The following is a 15,227-nucleotide window of genomic DNA, read 5'->3' on the forward strand; positions in this document are numbered from 1 at the left end:
ACGGCTCGTCTCTTCCAGCTTCAGTGGATGTTAACCGGGATACAGTATCTGCGGTTGCTGAGGAGGAAGGTGACTGCATGGTTTGTTTGGAGGTCCTCCCTGTTTCCAATTGGAGAATCGTTTGGGGATGACAACAATAGAGTACGACCTTGTCAGCCCGGTAAAGTTCCAGGCAACCGGTATCAGAGAAGCCTGACCTGTTTTGTCAGGCAGCCTGGCTGTGGGATGTGTTACTGGATAGCGCAACGCTGCAGCTATACACGTCAACTGCCACAAACTGAAAACTGACGTATTCATAATTTCTGAAAACATAAGAGAGCCAGCAGCTTTCACTGCTAAGAAAAATCACTATCACCACCCTGAAAATTCTGACTATCTTGCCAAATCATGATGTGTCAAAAGCTATCTTCTGTGCTTTAGCACCATGGGCAATGGCTTTAAACAAACTGTCCCAGCTATCAATCATTAACGTGAGAAAGTTGAGGCCTTCCATAAAACACTGAAATCGAATGCTTCAATGGCCAAGTCGCCGGCGCATACGTTGAGAACGCAGTGTAGTCATATCTTTCTTTCAATCTACTCCGCCTTCAGGCTGGAAGTACTGTCATTGAAAATAAAGCTGAATCACTTCCAGCTTAGAGCCAAAATCTATATGGCCGGGCTGAAAGCTTCATTGAGGCAACTGAGAGAATTGTCAGCTGCGTAACTTGAGTGAATAATTGTTTGCTGAAACCCGGGGCAGGTGCTCAAAGATTGGTCACAATCCTGATTTTTTCCGGTACAATACCCGGCGCTAACAACAGCTGGAAACAAACAAACGATGACATACAGGGTGGCCATTAACGGGTATGGGCGAATCGGCCAGTGCGTGCTGCGTGCACTCTATGAAAATGGCTTTCGTGATCATCCTGCGCATGGTATGGAAGTAGTTGCCATCAATGAGCTGGCCAATATCGACACGCTGACCTACCTGACGCGCTACGATACCACCCATGGCCGATTTCCGGGACAGGTGTCGGCAGACGATAGCCACCTGTTTATCGGCGATGACCGCATTCGGGTGTTTAACCAGCCGGATCCACGGGAAATCAACTGGCAAGACCTGAACATCGACCTGCTACTGGAATGCTCAGGCTCGTTTAATGATCGGGCTACCGCAAATCTTCATATTGAACGGGGTGCTCCCCGCCTGCTCTTTTCCCAGCCAGCAAAACCGGACGTGGATGCAACCATCGTATACGGTATCAATGAACAGCAGTTAAATGCTGAGCACCGTATTGTTTCCAGTGCATCCTGTACCACTAACTGCATTGTGCCTGTGCTCAAAACATTAAACGATGCCCTCGGGATTGACTATGGCTCCATGACCACCATCCATTCCGCCATGAATGATCAGCCGGTTATTGATGCCTATCACCAGAACGACCTGCGTCTGACCCGCAGCGCCCTGCACTCCATCATCCCGGTTGATACGGGCCTGGCCAAAGGCATTAACCGTTTGCTGCCTGAACTCAGGGGGCGATTTACAGCCAGTGCCGTTCGGGTTCCCACCATTAATGTTTCCTGTATTGACCTGACGGTTCAGGTCAGCAGAAACACCTCAGCAGCAGAAATCAATCGTATTCTGGAACAGGCCACCTTTGGTCGTCTTGAAGGGATACTGGGTGTTACTAACGAGCCCCACGCCTCGGTGGATTTCAACCATGATGCCCGCTCATGCATCGTTGATGGCACACAAACCCAGGTTTCTGCCAATCGTCTGGTCAGGCTGCTATGCTGGTTTGACAATGAATGGGGGTTTGCCAATCGAATGCTGGATGTTGCGGGTTACTGGTTAGGAATTATCACTGAATAACTTCCTTGTTGGCTCTTTTCGAATTCAAGACTGCTATGCCACCGGCAAATTGACTAATAAAATCAGGTTATTTCGGGACAACTCCTTAATCGTTAACAAATACCACCAAGATGCGTTTTTCTGCCAGATCGTCATTATTTTCGCTGAGGTATACGATATCCTCAGCCTGGTGAATCATTTGACCTTTATAATTGGAAAATATAAACCCCCAATTCCCGCAATTTGTGCCATTTGGGCCATAAGAATAATTCTCTACAGTGCCTTCAACAGGGCGTTTAAATCCCCATTCATCGTCACTCCCTAGTTTGCCAATATTAAGCCCGCCTCCTGAATACTTCACACCCGTTCCGGTTGAGTTGGTATTGTCATTCAATTGTACGACCATGCTTTTTCTGTAGTTATCCCGATGCCATGGCATACCTTTCATCCCTTTTGAGGTAATTAACGGATAACGCAGCAGCTGAATTGTAACTTCTACCGAACGACCCCACCACTGCAACTCATTGGCCATTTTTTCCAATGCATCTGAGCATAGAGCCCTGAGTGCAAGCGATGAAGTAGTAGAGCAGACCTTTTGGAATGCATCCTTGTTTATCAAACGACCATTTTTATCAAACTGAATTGGCTGACGAAAGCATAATGTAGCAAAGAGCCTGGGATTGCCAAACATATTATCCAACTTGATTTTCTCAAATATTTCGCTTGGATTGAGATCTTTGACTCTCAGACGGGTATCCAGAAAACGATTGACAAAATCCGAATTGAAATAAGTCTTGTCGTCTTCTATTTCCTTATTGACCTTCTTTAAAAGAGTTTCAGAAAATACAGAGGAAATGATTCTGAATGTATCGCCAAATTTAATGTCTGTGGCCTGTGTATGTTTTTTTTCACCAGAAAATCCATCAGAATTTCCAGAGGCGGCTGTAAAAGCCGACATCGTTGAGGGGGAAGACAAGTCAGCACGTAACATCGTTATCACTCTTTTGGTCTGATAAGTTCTTTGATCTGATTAAGTTGTTATTAATAGACTGAGTCAAACACATTGATGTTAGAGTTCCCAAAGCACAAAAAGTTCAACAAAAAGTGAATAAACTGGTAATTTCAACCATCCCCAATGATGAAACCCGAGATAATTGCCGTGCTCACATCAGATCACCGGGTAATCCCGCAGAAATTTGCTTTATCACCGATACCTGCCTTTTACTTTGGTGGAAGCTCAGTGTTGGTGTCCTGTAAAGTCTGAAGTCCTGTAACGCCATAAGTTGTCCCCAGCTATCCCCACACCATTAACGTTTTCAAACAACATCCACGATAAATTTTGTGACCCTTTGGAAACTCTTGGATCACCGTTTGATTCAGGTCATAAGAGCGTATCAATGCATACCTGAAGTGTCATTTATGTGCTATTGTCCCCGACGTTTTTTCGCTATTCCCCGGGCAATTTCTTCCAGGCAGGTATTAATAAGTAGCTAACCATATGAAATCACATATTTCTGACTCCTTGTTCAGGCACTCTGCTTCGTTACAACTCCGGTCACATAGCTACGGCTATGCTCCCTCCGTTGTGCCTCGCATAGCACCTGCCCAAGTAGCCAGAAATATGTGAATCCATATGGCCAGCTACTTAAACAATGCTTACCTCTGAGAAACTCAGCCATCAGTGAATATCAAGAGGGCTCCCAATGAACGTTTTAAAAATGACCGACCTGGATCTGGCAGGCAAACGCGTGCTGATCCGCGAAGACCTCAATGTTCCGGTAAAAGACGGCAAGGTCACCAGTGACGCCCGTATTCTGGCGTCTCTGCCAACCATCGAGCAGGCTCTGGCAGCCGGTGCTCATGTAATGGTGACCTCTCACCTGGGCCGCCCAACCGAAGGTGAGTATGACGAGCAGTTCTCCCTGAAACCGGTGGCCGACTATATTGGCGACCTGCTGGGTAAGGAAGTTCGCCTGGTCAAAGACTGGGTTGACGGTGGTTTTGACGTGGCAGCCGGAGAGTTGGTTATTCTGGAAAACTGCCGTTTCAACATCGGCGAAGAGAAAGACGACGAAGCTCTGTCCCGCAAAATGGCCGCCCTGTGTGATATCTACGTAATGGATGCTTTTGGCACCGCACACCGCGCCCAGGCTTCCACCCATGGTGTTGGCAAGTTTGCCGCTGTTGCCTGTGCCGGTCCACTGCTGGCGGCGGAACTGGAAGCTCTGGGCAAGGCTATGGATAAACCGGAGCGCCCGATGACCGCCATCGTTGGTGGTTCCAAGGTTTCTACCAAGCTGACCGTGCTTGAGTCGCTGTCCGGCGTTTGTGACCAGCTGATCGTGGGTGGCGGTATCGCCAACACCTTCCTGGCAGCTGCTGGCAAAAATGTGGGCAAGTCCCTCTACGAAGCAGATCTGATCCCTCAGGCCAAAGCCCTGATGGAAAAGTGTGATATCCCGATGCCAGTGGATGTGGTGTGCGGTAAGAAATTCGATGAGAACGAGACCGCCATCATCAAGTCGGTGGATGAGGTTGAAGATGACGACATGATCTTTGACGTTGGCCCGGAAACCCAGAAGCTGTTTGCCGACGTTCTCACGGCAGCAAAAACCGTCCTGTGGAATGGTCCGGTGGGAGTTTTCGAGTTTGACCAGTTCGGTGAGGGTACCCGTTCACTGTCCATGGCCATTGCCAACTCAGATGCATTCTCCATTGCTGGCGGTGGCGATACCCTGGCCGCTATCGACAAGTACGGCATTAAAGACAAAGTGTCGTACATTTCCACCGGTGGCGGTGCCTTCCTTGAGTTTGTCGAAGGCAAGGTTCTGCCAGCAGTAGCCATGCTCGAAGCAGCAGCCAAGCGCTGATCAAACGATTAACAGAACCGGAAGACATCTTATGTTCTTCCGGTATCTCCCCCGCCATTTCGATCTGCCGATTGCTGTCCAACAGGGCAGCTTGTCACACATCAAGCTGAACTTCGATGTAGCTGGAGTCCGGGACACCTTACAAATCCTGCTGACGCCTGATGTGTCATCATTTTTTGAGCAATCACATGATTCTCATGTTATATACCCTGTATAACTGCCTGCATTTTTTTTCTACTGACTGCCCAATAGCCGTGTACATATGAAACCTTGGGTTATGAGTGATTGAATTCCACGGTGATTCAAGATTGAGGTCCACCCCAAGATTAAACATACGATCAACGTAAACATTCAATCCCAGGTTAAGAGCATCAAAGGCCGTTTCAAAAACACAGTCATCGTCTGCATAGCCCATAATAAAAATGTGCTTGCAACTGATAGAACGTAAATATTCGATCAGTCTCATACGTTGTCCGTTCACCATCAACAGGATATTGTCTTCATCGAAAGCACTTTCCATGTTTTTTCGATAGGAAATATAGTTCTGTGATTGTTCGATAATATGGCGCAATCGATCAATCGTCCTTTGTCCATGCAGAATGATATCAAATATGGGCAATCCTGCTTTCGCCGCTTGTTTGAGAATAGTTTCGTGACTTTTCAGTACCATCTCATTGTGCAGGTTATCCATCGATGGCTCATCCACATCAATCAATAGAATGGCGGGACGAATTCTTTGCAAGAGCAAGATGTTCATTGCATCTAACAAGGTTGTCGAATAGGGCAACATAATCAATAACCCTCATTTTGCGTGTGGGAAGCGGCGATGAGTATAGTTTTCTAATATGCACTGAGCCAATGAATGCAGAACTGCTGATTGAGTATTGTCTGAATAACAGAGTCCTGTAAAATGCTCTCGTAGAGCATCTTCAATAGGCCGTTCTATTGAGTGCAGAAACCACCTGCTGGCGGCGTTAATGTGCTTTTTACTGGCATAGTTCTTGTACTCAGCACATATACTGACTTCTACTGTCGTGCGCTTCCCCCGTTAGATAAAGGTCGTGTTAACTGTACGACAACCCGGCAACTTGCCACATTGGCTGAATGTCTGATGATGAAGTTCACACAGTGCAGGGAGCCGCTTCGAGGCACTCTACCTGCCCGTTGGTTATTTTCAGTAAACGTCGTCAAAAGGATTTGTTATGTCATCTGAACAAACGGCTTTGCAACAGGGATGGTATCTGCTGAAAGCCAAGCACCGGGAAGAGGTTCGTGCCCAGGATAATCTTGAGCACCAGGGCTTTGAGGCCTATTGCCCGCTTATTCAGGAAAAAGGTACTCGCGTTCCCCTGTTTCCAGGCTATCTGTTCATCAGGTTAGACAAGGATACCCTTCCCTCTTTTCACAAAATCCGTTCAACCCGGGGCATTGCCCAGGTTGTCCGGTTCAACAAGATCAGTCAAAAGCTATACAACGAAGGGCGACTTCCTGAAAAGGATATGGGCAGGCTACTGCCCAGGCCGATACCTGATGGTGAGCGGCTGATCGACCAGATTGAGGCATTTGTCTGGAAATACAATGGCCGTATTCCGGATGAGAAGCCAGACTCCGTAAGCTTCAAGGAAGGTGAGTCGGTACTGTATAACAACCCTCTTTTCCGACACCTTGAAAGTACGTTTGTCAAAGGTGTTAAGATGGACCGTGGTGTTATTCTTATCCAGTTCATTGAAAGTCAGCGAACTGACGAAGGCATTGAAGAAAAGATTGTTGCCAGAAAAAAGATAGAAGTTCCCTTAAAGGACCTCCAGAAAGTACCTGAAGAAAGTTAATGGACAAACCCACGCTTATCTCTGATATGCGGCCACTCTCGTATGGCCTGACGCCGTATCCTCACGAACAGGCATACTTTGAGTATTACCGCATTGATCTGGAAAAGCGCCTCCCTGATGTCCAGCATTGCCTGGGGTATATAAACAGCACTGAATACCGCATTGCCTGCCACCTATACACCAGACCTGAAGCCAAAGGCTCGGTATTTCTGCTCCATGGCTACTATGACCATGTCGGCCTGTTTGAGCATGTTATCCACTTCTTTCTGGAAGAAGGTTATAACATTCTGGCCTACGATCTCCCCGGTCACGGGCTTTCCAGTGGCCAACCAGCGACCATTGAAGACTTTGAACACTATCGCCTGGTGCTGGCAGATGTTATGCAGTACTGCACATCAATGCTGCCCGGGCCATGGCTTGCCTACGGTCAGAGCACAGGGGGTGCCATTATTACCGAGCTGTTGCATCACCATACCAGGCAAGGCACGCCTATGCCTTTTGATCAGGTTATCCTGTCTGCTCCACTGGTTCGTCCCTGGTTATGGAAGCTCAGTCGACTCCAGCTCTACCTGGTCCGGCCATTTATTCGCCAGATTCCCAGACAATTCAAAGATAACTGTCGGGATGAAGACTTCCTGAACAGAGCGCACAATGATCCACTGGCACCCACCGTGTTACCCACACAGTGGGTCTCTGCTTTAGACCGCTGGATTCGAAAAATAGAGTCATCCAAAAAGCAAATCCCGTTAAGCCCGCTGATCCTTCAGGGCACGGATGACACCACGGTGGACGGCCCCTATAACATTCAGGCTTTAGGGCAACTATATCGTTCGCCCAAAGTCCTCTGGCTGGAGGGTGCCCGGCATCACCTGCCGAATGAACTTACAGAAACCCGGGCTCAATATATGCAATGGTTATCAAAAGAGATGAATGCCCGGGAGGCTGACTGGAAATAGCACCTGAATTCCTTATCCCATAAAACCCACAGGAAGTCCCAATCAATGAAATACATAGGAGCACACGTCAGTGCGGCCGGTGGTGTCGAAAATGCCCCGGTGAATGCTCATGAATTAGGCGCAACCGCCTTTGCCCTGTTCACCAAAAATCAACGACAGTGGAATGCCAAACCGCTGTCAATGAAGAGCATCGAGTTATTCAGAGAGCGTTGTGAGCAGTACCATTTCACACCGCAACAAATTCTTCCCCACGACAGTTATCTGATCAACCTGGGTCATCCGGAGCAGGAAGCCTTGGAAAAGTCCCGGGTAGCATTTATTGATGAGATGGAGCGGTGTATGCAGCTCGGTCTTGACCGACTGAACTTTCACCCGGGCAGTCACCTGAGAAAAATCGGGATATCGGACTGCCTGAGTAAAATTGCCCAGTCCATCAATATAGCCCTTGAGCAAACGCAGGGCGTGATTGCGGTGATCGAAAATACCGCAGGCCAGGGCAGCAACCTGGGGTGGCAGTTTGCCGAAATCGCCGAAATCATTGATCAGGTGGACGACAAAAGCCGTGTTGGTGTCTGTCTGGATACCTGCCATACCTTTGCTGCCGGTTACGACCTTCGCACACAGGACGCCTGCCAGAAAACGTTTGCCGAGTTCGAGCAGGTCATTGGTTTTCAGTACCTGAAAGGCATGCACCTGAATGACTCCAAAGGTGCACTGGGCTCACGAAAAGACCGGCACCACAGCCTTGGTCAGGGCGAGATTGGCTGGGAGGTGTTCCGCTATATCATGGTTGACAGCCGGTTTGACGGCATTCCCATGGTTCTGGAAACCATTGATGAAACACTCTGGGCGGACGAGATAAAGTCACTGAAAATGATGTCCGGAGCCTATCCGTAATCGAAAGGTACTCCCGCCGAACCAGGAGCCTGTGGTTGTTGTTCCAATGGTGCGGCAGAAATGTTGTGGTTATTGACGGAGTTGTTGGTGGGATTGTTGGCGGCTGATCGCAGCCGCTAAACCATAAGCTCAGATATCTTTCGAAATTGCCATTATTCGACGTGGAAGTTCCCTTGCTTGAGCTTAATTGACTGTTGGCTGATCTTGGCTTGATCATAATCCTGTTGCAAAAGATGAGAGATCATATCCTGCATATGACACAAAGCCTGTTTGGCTTTTTGGGCCGGTTCATTCTGTATAATCAGCCTAGAATGGCCCACTTGAATAGACAGCCTGGGGCTGTCATCTTCATCATCCCACACACTTGGATACTCAAAGCATTCATCCACCTCTTTCTTGGCATCATTCAGTTTGTCTTGTAGGGTGAGGAGAGTAGAAATGACATTTGGTCGTTTGTTTTCATCGGCGAGCGCCTCAACAAAATAATCCAGCTTGCTGTCCAGAATTTTTTCGACAACTTCAGGCGCAATTAATTTTGCTGCACTTTCGGCCTGAAAGCGGGCTGCTTCCGCAACACTCATTTTGAGACAATGGGGATCATTCAAAGAGACCATGAGTTTGTCTCGAGCTTCTATAGCGCGTTCTTTATCTTCGAAGTCAATTGCGAAGCGCAGATCTTTGTAATGCCCGGCAATCACCAGGTAAGTTTTGATATCGTCGGTGGGAACCAAGTAGGTCGTGTGTTTGGTACTAATTGGCAAGTACGGAAAACTTGCTAAATGATATTCGCCAAACTTTGATTCCTTTTTGCGCACCATACTACTAAAAGCCAGCCTTTCCTTTCTGATCTCGTCTTTTTCCTTTTTGGACAGTTCCGGGAATGGACCGCCATCAAGAAAACGATCGAGTTGCGATGGACAGGTTCTTGTCGATGATTCGCTGACAGGCACAATCGAGCTTCTGCCTGCTAAGGAGACTGTCGATGGTTGACCAGTTCCGGATGCGGGCTGACTTGCAAAAGTTGAGGAAGAAATAGCTGGTGAACTGGTATCTTGTACTTTCATACCATTTAATTCACCAGTGATGGCTGTCAGGGCTTGTCCCGTCGGCTGATTGTCAGCACCGAATGGTATTGAGAAACGGATTGGCGAATGACTTCTGCATTCCATGGCAAATTCTCCTATTTTCCACTGATAGTCTTGAGTTTTCGAGCCTCGCTAACCATTTTGACCACGCACCACTGACATTAGTTCCAATGCCGCCATTATCTCCTCCCTATAGAAGGTGCTGCCCAGAGTATGCTGGCAAGTCTTGGCCTGTTGGTATTGCAATGGGGCCGCCCAGGTGGGGCCGCCCAGGTGGGCCGACCAGACATTGTTCTCAATTGAAGAAAATGATGTCTACCGATTGAATGAAAAAAATTAAAACGAACGTTTTTCTAAAAAAAATGTCCAACCATTAACAGTGAGATTTTATCAATCATCACACGGAATCACCCAAAACAGATAACCTGATTTTATTCAATGGAATCATAGAGTTATTTTACAGAAGGAGCTAATCAAACATGGACAGTCAAGCAATGTCAGGCGTGGGAGGGCTCTATTCAGGTTTATTTCCAGACCAGCTACCCCCTGAAAAAGCCCTGTCAGTAGGAATAGAGAACAACAGGAAAAAGTTTAGTGAAGAGCCAGGGACCGGCAAATCTCTGAATCATCGCGCACTCAAAGTAGCCTATGTGGGAATGGGCCCTATTGCCCTTTACAATGCCTTGCAATTGAAGGCAGAGCAGCCTGATTCCAATATAGAAATGTTTGAAAAGAGAGCAGAATACGCTCGAAATCACACAGTTCACATTGATGATCAATGCTTCAGGTCATTGAAGAGTTATGACCATCCGGTGTTAACACAGGGAATGACGCAGCTTAGAGATAAAATCCGCAGGCAGCATGGCCATATCAGTTGTAAAGAGCTTGAAACCGATCTGAAATTAATTGCCCAACGAATGGGCATCACCCTGCACGCTGGCAGTGATTATGAAGTGGTTGCCATTGGTGACGGTAAAGTCACGTTTAAATCAGGAGAAGCCCTGTTTGATGCCCTTGTCTGTGCCGATGGCACACATTCAAAAAGTAGAAAAGCGTTACTGAAAATGGCTGATAATCCCGACTACCAGGGGGAAGATATTTTTTTCTCCGAACTGTCATCAACCGATGAAGATAGTGAGTTTACCGCTAAAAAAGACCTGCAATATCGAGTCAGGGTAAAATACCAGGTCCAGGGTCCAACGAAAAAACTGGCCAGTGGCTGGCTTAATTTTTCCCGCTACGTCTATGCAGCTTTTAAAGTGATGGTATCACCGGTTGAAGAGCGAATTCACCCACTCAATGAAAAGACTAATGAAGTCACCATTGACTTTTTTATTTCAAAAGAAGAGTTTGACAGTCTGTCTGGCTATAACCTTGGCAATGCAGCAAAGCTGTCTGACAGTAAGGTGAGTGATAGCCTGAAAGAAAAAATAAAAAACTGGCAGACGATAAAACATCAATTCTGCCAGGAAACCATCATTGCTGACACGGAAGAATTAACCCCCTATATCCTGTCTATGTTTCATGCCCGACAAGTTCATTGTGTAACACCATCAGGAAAGCTCATCTGCATTGCCGGAGATGCAGCCACATCGCTCCCCTATTACCGCTCGTTGAATAACTTTCTGGTGGTTGGGGCCAAACTTGGCAGAAAACTGGGATCGGCAACCATGTCAGATCTTGCCGAAACAGGAAAAGCCTATGAGCAATACGCCAGCCGCAGGGCTCGTTGGGAAGGCTTTAAAGCCAAACTCAAAAACTTCACAATCAACGTAATGAAAGTCTATTTATGGGTAGGCAATAAAGTACTCTGGCAAATCACTGTCAGGGGCCCGGAAAAGCTGAAGGACCTGAGAAAGACATTACCTGAACGAAAAGTTCACTGGCATCATGCCACTGCAACGTTAACCGTTGGATAACCAGGAGGCTGTCCGAGAATAGACTCACCTCACAAAACGGAATGTTTATCCTTAATTTTCAGCACCCTCGCCTTGGGATCGCCCGGACGGGCGCTATGCTCGTACCAGACGAGATGCGTGTATGCTTTCAATGTTTATCCGCATTAGTCTGACGTTTGATGGCAGGCTGCCGGTTCTGGTTTCACTGTCAGACATCAATCGGCCGCAAAGAAACCAGTTCCATGCTATCCGCTTTTTTCCCCATAGCAGGTGGGTGGCAGCAAATCGCATCGCTGATACAGGTGATGGGCCGCAGGGCTAACTCTTTGCCTCTTAATCCTTGCCGATAGCCCTGGTACCACTGGTAGCTGGCATACAGGATAATGCCGCCGGTGAGAATGCCTGCGGCTACCCCTCCGGCCAGGCTGGGCACCGGAATGCCTGCATCTACTTCGTCGGTGTTAAGAAGGAGGGATGAAGTATTACCGTTATCGGTTTTGTTAACCGATGAAGAAGCCGGTGGACTGGCCAGCTGTGAACTTGACAGTGATGGCCTTGCATAACGGGTCAATGCTGCAATTGACGGAGCCGTCGAGGAAGTTAATGCACTTTCCAGCTGTGAGTTGGGTAGCGCTGAAGTTGGCGTTGCAGAAGTTGCAGAACTGGCCGACCCTGAAATGGTCTGAGACGACGAAGTAAGTGTACTTTCCAGTTGTGGACTTGTCAGACTCACCGGTAACGATGATTTTGCGCTCGATGAGTAGTTCGGGTAATCGGGGCTGCGCATGGTAGCCGTGGTTGCAGTGCTTTTGACCTGAGTTTCCGAAGATGGATTAAAAAAGTCAGTTGTTGTTTTATTGCTGCCAGTTGTGGTGGCCGTGGTGAGTCGTGTGGGTGGCGCGCCAGTAGCTTTCCTTAGGCAGTTTGCCTTAGGGCAATCAGGATTTTTAGGCTGTTCGTTGACTATGGTGTTACAGGCACGGGTGCGAGTAGATGAACGAGCCTTTTGGCCAGCGGCTATGCCAGCGTGAGCACCCTTGATGGTAGTGTTGCAGGCAGTGGTATCGATGATGCGCACATTGCCACTTTCATCTCCATAGCCAGTGCCCACTGCGGCATAACTATAACCATCCTTTTCGTGAACTGCTGATATCCGACAATCGATAGCGGTTGTCTGGCTAATCATATTGTTCGAGTGCGCGTATTCTCCAAACTCGGCCACAGCAATCGCCGCAGCAGATTCGCTATAGTATTTGTTCCAGGCTTTAATTGTCACATTTCTGGCAGTGGTGTTATGGATCGTGCATTCATGATGGAGATAGGCAGTGGCAACAGCTGCCGGACCTCTGGAGTACAATTCACTATGTTCGGCCAGAGTATGTTGGATCGTGCTTTGCTTACATCTTGCTGTTACGATTCCCGTAGCGGGTCCGTCATCTGTGCCAGAATACCCATTTAATTTAAGAGTGTTATTGATAACAGTAGTATTGCTAATACGGCACTCCTTCGCTGAGGCAACAACTACCGCAATCTTTGGGTCTTGGTTGGACGATCTCTGCGAAAGTATGGTGTTATTGAAGGCATAGGTACCCTCAATAGTTGTGCCTCTTGCCCACCCTGCAACACCACCGGCGTGGACATGTCGCGTGGTGTCGGTCAGCTGGTTATTGGTAAGTTTCGAGTTTTTGACAGTGACTTTATTCTCCATTCTCCCAGCCATCAAGCCAGTGTAGGTCTCACTATACGAATCTCGGTTTGAGTGACTTGCCATGATAGTGCAATTGTCAATCGAATTATTGTCCAGGGACGCGAATCCTCTGGCCTTTCCGGTTAATATTCCTACGGATGCATGGATAATAGGTCGCCGCGTCATTTTAACTGCGCTCATCGTCGAGTGCTTGACTTGGTTACCTTCCAGTTTTGAATTGTCCCTGATCTCTCCCGCCAGCATTCCAATATTCATACCCCAGCCACCTTCTACTAACTTAAAATCAGAATGTTCCACGGTGTTGTTTTTCAACAGCGCATGTCCGCTGGCTTCACAGGCGATTACGCCCTTATTACCTTTAAACTCCCTGTCATTTAAAACTACATCGGCTTTTTCAACCACCACGTCACGTACTATTCCCCCATTTTCCACCTGCTGGAAGAGGCAGTTATTCAGGTTGCTAATGCTCTTGCCGTTACCGTTGTATTCGCCAGTGAAGTGCTGGATGGGCGAGTGGTTGCCGGCATCAATATCAACGGTCTGTTCATACTTACCATCGGGTGGATAGCATGGCTCGTTCCCGATTTTAGCCAGGTCATCATTGCTCTGAACCGGAATCTTTTCGCCCCTGCAGCCCGGCGGGACAGTTGTCGGACTGGTCGGCTGTGAGGTTGGGAAAGTTGAAGGTAAAACAGCTGAACTCGACGATTCTGAAGTTGTTAGCGTTGGCGATAAAGCAGGAGAACTGGCCAGCTGTGAACTTGACGGTGCTGACGGTGGCATTGCAGTACTGGCTGATTGTGAAACTGTCGAAGTCAGTGAACTGGCCGACTGTGGGCTTGACAGACTCGGCGAAGACATTCTGGTCAGTTGTGAAATGGTCGAAGTCGGTGACGCAGACTGTGCACTTGACAGCATGGATAATGACGTTGTCAGACCGGTCGATTCTGACATTACCGAAGCCGACGATGAAGTGCCAACACTTTCCTGATGTGAGCTTGATAGCACTGGCGTTAGCGTTGCAGAACTGGCCAATTCTGAAATTGTCGAAGCCGGCGAAGAAGCCATCGGGCTGACCAGCTGAGAGCTTGACTGACTCGTCGATGGCTTTGCAGAGTGAGTCAATTCTGAATTGATCGGAGACGACGAAGTTAGTGTACTTTCCTCATTTGAACTTGATGGACTCACCGGGAACGATGTTTTTGCACTCGATGGGTAGCTCAGGTAATCAGAGGTGCCTATGGCAATCGGGGTTGCCGTGCTGTTGAGCGGTGTACCCAAATGTGAAGATAAAGGTTCAGTTGTTGCCTGATCACTGAAAGCTTTGGTGGGAACAACAGTACTTTCAGTGGTTAGCATCGCTGTCGAAGCCAATGAACTGGCCGACTGAGGGCTTGATCGACTCAGCGAAGACATTCTGGTCAATTGTGAATTTGTCGAAATTGGTGACGAAAACTGCGCACTTGACAGCATGGATGACGTCGTCAAACCGGTCGATTCTGACATTGCCGAAGCCGACGATGATGAAGTGACGACACTTTCCCCCTGAGAGTTTGACCGCATTGACGTTGGCGTTTCAGAACTGGTCGATGCTGAGGTTGGGGCAGAAGTGCCAGGTGGCTCTTTACTGGTTCCCGGATAGTGGTCTTGCGGCGTCTCGCCCCCACAACCCGGCAGGCTGGCCAGCGCCAGGCAAGCCATGGCCACCTGGTTAATGGTATTGAAATAGCTATCGGCAGGTATGGCTTTCTGGGCCAGACGCAGAGCCAGCTCTTTAGGTTGAATTTTCAGCTGTATCCAAGGGCTATCTGGCGGATCAGTCCGTTGCCCGGGGTCAAAGTCCGGATGAAAGGATTTAGCCACTGACTTGCTGATACTCCAGAATCCCGACCAGACAGAACCCTGCCCAAGGCTATGGCCACTATCAGTGGCAGCCGAATCAGACGGTGGTGTCATGGTTACGCAGGAAGTGAGTACAGGGGTCATGTCATTGCTTCCGGGTTACAGAATTCGGAATACAAATGTAGATGCAAATAATAATGATTGTTTTTTATTTTTTAACAATACCGGGATTACTCTGAGAGCTCTTGTCAGAAATATTCCGGCCTGACAGCGTTTGCTGCCAGCCTGAAGGAAAGTAGTCTGGCGTT

10 protein-coding genes are annotated in these 15,227 nt (G+C 48.1%); 6 read left to right on the forward strand and 4 right to left on the reverse strand.

Annotated elements, in window-relative coordinates:
- Window positions 1-820 precede the first annotated feature (820 nt).
- Window positions 821-1,855, forward strand: coding sequence for a type I glyceraldehyde-3-phosphate dehydrogenase (locus J7438_RS17445; RefSeq protein WP_209277558.1), 1,035 nt, complete (start codon window positions 821-823; stop codon window positions 1,853-1,855).
- 85 nt (window positions 1,856-1,940) lie between these two features.
- On the opposite strand, the gene J7438_RS17450 is transcribed toward J7438_RS17445, so the two are convergent.
- Complete coding sequence (locus J7438_RS17450) at window positions 1,941-2,825, reverse strand: hypothetical protein (RefSeq protein WP_209277559.1); 885 nt, start codon at window positions 2,823-2,825, stop codon at window positions 1,941-1,943.
- 712 nt (window positions 2,826-3,537) lie between these two features.
- On the opposite strand from J7438_RS17450, the gene J7438_RS17455 reads away from it, so the two are divergent.
- The gene (locus J7438_RS17455) at window positions 3,538-4,704 is read left to right on the forward strand and encodes a phosphoglycerate kinase (protein ID WP_209204502.1); all 1,167 of its coding nucleotides are present in this window, start codon (window positions 3,538-3,540) and stop codon (window positions 4,702-4,704) included.
- A 184-nt stretch (window positions 4,705-4,888) separates the two neighbouring features.
- Here the strand turns inward: J7438_RS17455 and J7438_RS17460 are convergent, their stop codons facing one another.
- Window positions 4,889-5,446: a cysteine hydrolase family protein gene (locus J7438_RS17460; protein WP_209204501.1), complete on the reverse strand. Its 558-nt coding sequence runs from the start codon at window positions 5,444-5,446 to the stop codon at window positions 4,889-4,891.
- A gap of 460 nt (window positions 5,447-5,906) precedes the next feature.
- Between J7438_RS17460 and J7438_RS17465 the strand changes: the two genes are divergently transcribed.
- The 3 genes from J7438_RS17465 to nfo are packed head-to-tail and all read left to right on the forward strand — an operon-like array spanning window position 5,907 to window position 8,386.
- Window positions 5,907-6,533, forward strand: a complete 627-nt coding sequence (locus tag J7438_RS17465) for a transcription termination/antitermination NusG family protein (protein ID WP_209277560.1) — start codon at window positions 5,907-5,909, stop codon at window positions 6,531-6,533.
- On the forward strand, window positions 6,533-7,489 hold the full coding sequence (locus tag J7438_RS17470; protein ID WP_209277561.1) for an alpha/beta hydrolase: 957 nt from the start codon (window positions 6,533-6,535) through the stop codon (window positions 7,487-7,489). Before J7438_RS17465 ends, J7438_RS17470 begins: the two co-directional genes overlap by 1 nt.
- Before the next feature lie 45 nt (window positions 7,490-7,534).
- Window positions 7,535-8,386 (forward strand): deoxyribonuclease IV, encoded by an 852-nt coding sequence (gene nfo, locus J7438_RS17475; RefSeq protein WP_209277562.1) that lies wholly within the window; start codon window positions 7,535-7,537, stop codon window positions 8,384-8,386.
- Between the two features lie 152 nt (window positions 8,387-8,538).
- Here the strand turns inward: nfo and J7438_RS17480 are convergent, their stop codons facing one another.
- Window positions 8,539-9,555, reverse strand: a complete 1,017-nt coding sequence (locus tag J7438_RS17480; protein ID WP_209277563.1) for a hypothetical protein — start codon at window positions 9,553-9,555, stop codon at window positions 8,539-8,541.
- Between the two features lie 395 nt (window positions 9,556-9,950).
- On the opposite strand from J7438_RS17480, the gene J7438_RS17485 reads away from it, so the two are divergent.
- A complete protein-coding gene (locus J7438_RS17485; RefSeq protein WP_209277564.1) occupies window positions 9,951-11,390 on the forward strand; it encodes an FAD-dependent monooxygenase family protein in 1,440 nt (479 codons plus the stop codon).
- A gap of 187 nt (window positions 11,391-11,577) precedes the next feature.
- Here the strand turns inward: J7438_RS17485 and J7438_RS17490 are convergent, their stop codons facing one another.
- Window positions 11,578-15,063: a hypothetical protein gene (locus J7438_RS17490; RefSeq protein ID WP_209277565.1), complete on the reverse strand. Its 3,486-nt coding sequence runs from the start codon at window positions 15,061-15,063 to the stop codon at window positions 11,578-11,580.
- Window positions 15,064-15,227: the final 164 nt, after the last annotated feature.

It is taken from the genome of Thalassotalea sp. G20_0 (assembly GCF_017744175.1).
Lineage (GTDB): Bacteria > Pseudomonadota > Gammaproteobacteria > Pseudomonadales > Endozoicomonadaceae > Endozoicomonas.

Excerpts from the sequence above, each read along its gene's own strand:
- J7438_RS17445 (WP_209277558.1), top strand. The coding sequence starts at position 821 with ATGACATACAGGGTGGCCATTAACGGGTATGGGCGAATCGGCCAGTGC.
- J7438_RS17490 (WP_209277565.1), bottom strand. The coding sequence starts at position 15,063 with ATGACCCCTGTACTCACTTCCTGCGTAACCATGACACCACCGTCTGAT.
- J7438_RS17465 (WP_209277560.1), top strand. The coding sequence starts at position 5,907 with ATGTCATCTGAACAAACGGCTTTGCAACAGGGATGGTATCTGCTGAAA.
- J7438_RS17450 (WP_209277559.1), bottom strand. The coding sequence starts at position 2,825 with ATGTTACGTGCTGACTTGTCTTCCCCCTCAACGATGTCGGCTTTTACA.
- J7438_RS17485 (WP_209277564.1), top strand. The coding sequence starts at position 9,951 with ATGGACAGTCAAGCAATGTCAGGCGTGGGAGGGCTCTATTCAGGTTTA.
- nfo (WP_209277562.1), top strand. The coding sequence starts at position 7,535 with ATGAAATACATAGGAGCACACGTCAGTGCGGCCGGTGGTGTCGAAAAT.
- J7438_RS17455 (WP_209204502.1), top strand. The coding sequence starts at position 3,538 with ATGAACGTTTTAAAAATGACCGACCTGGATCTGGCAGGCAAACGCGTG.
- J7438_RS17470 (WP_209277561.1), top strand. The coding sequence starts at position 6,533 with ATGGACAAACCCACGCTTATCTCTGATATGCGGCCACTCTCGTATGGC.
- J7438_RS17480 (WP_209277563.1), bottom strand. The coding sequence starts at position 9,555 with ATGGAATGCAGAAGTCATTCGCCAATCCGTTTCTCAATACCATTCGGT.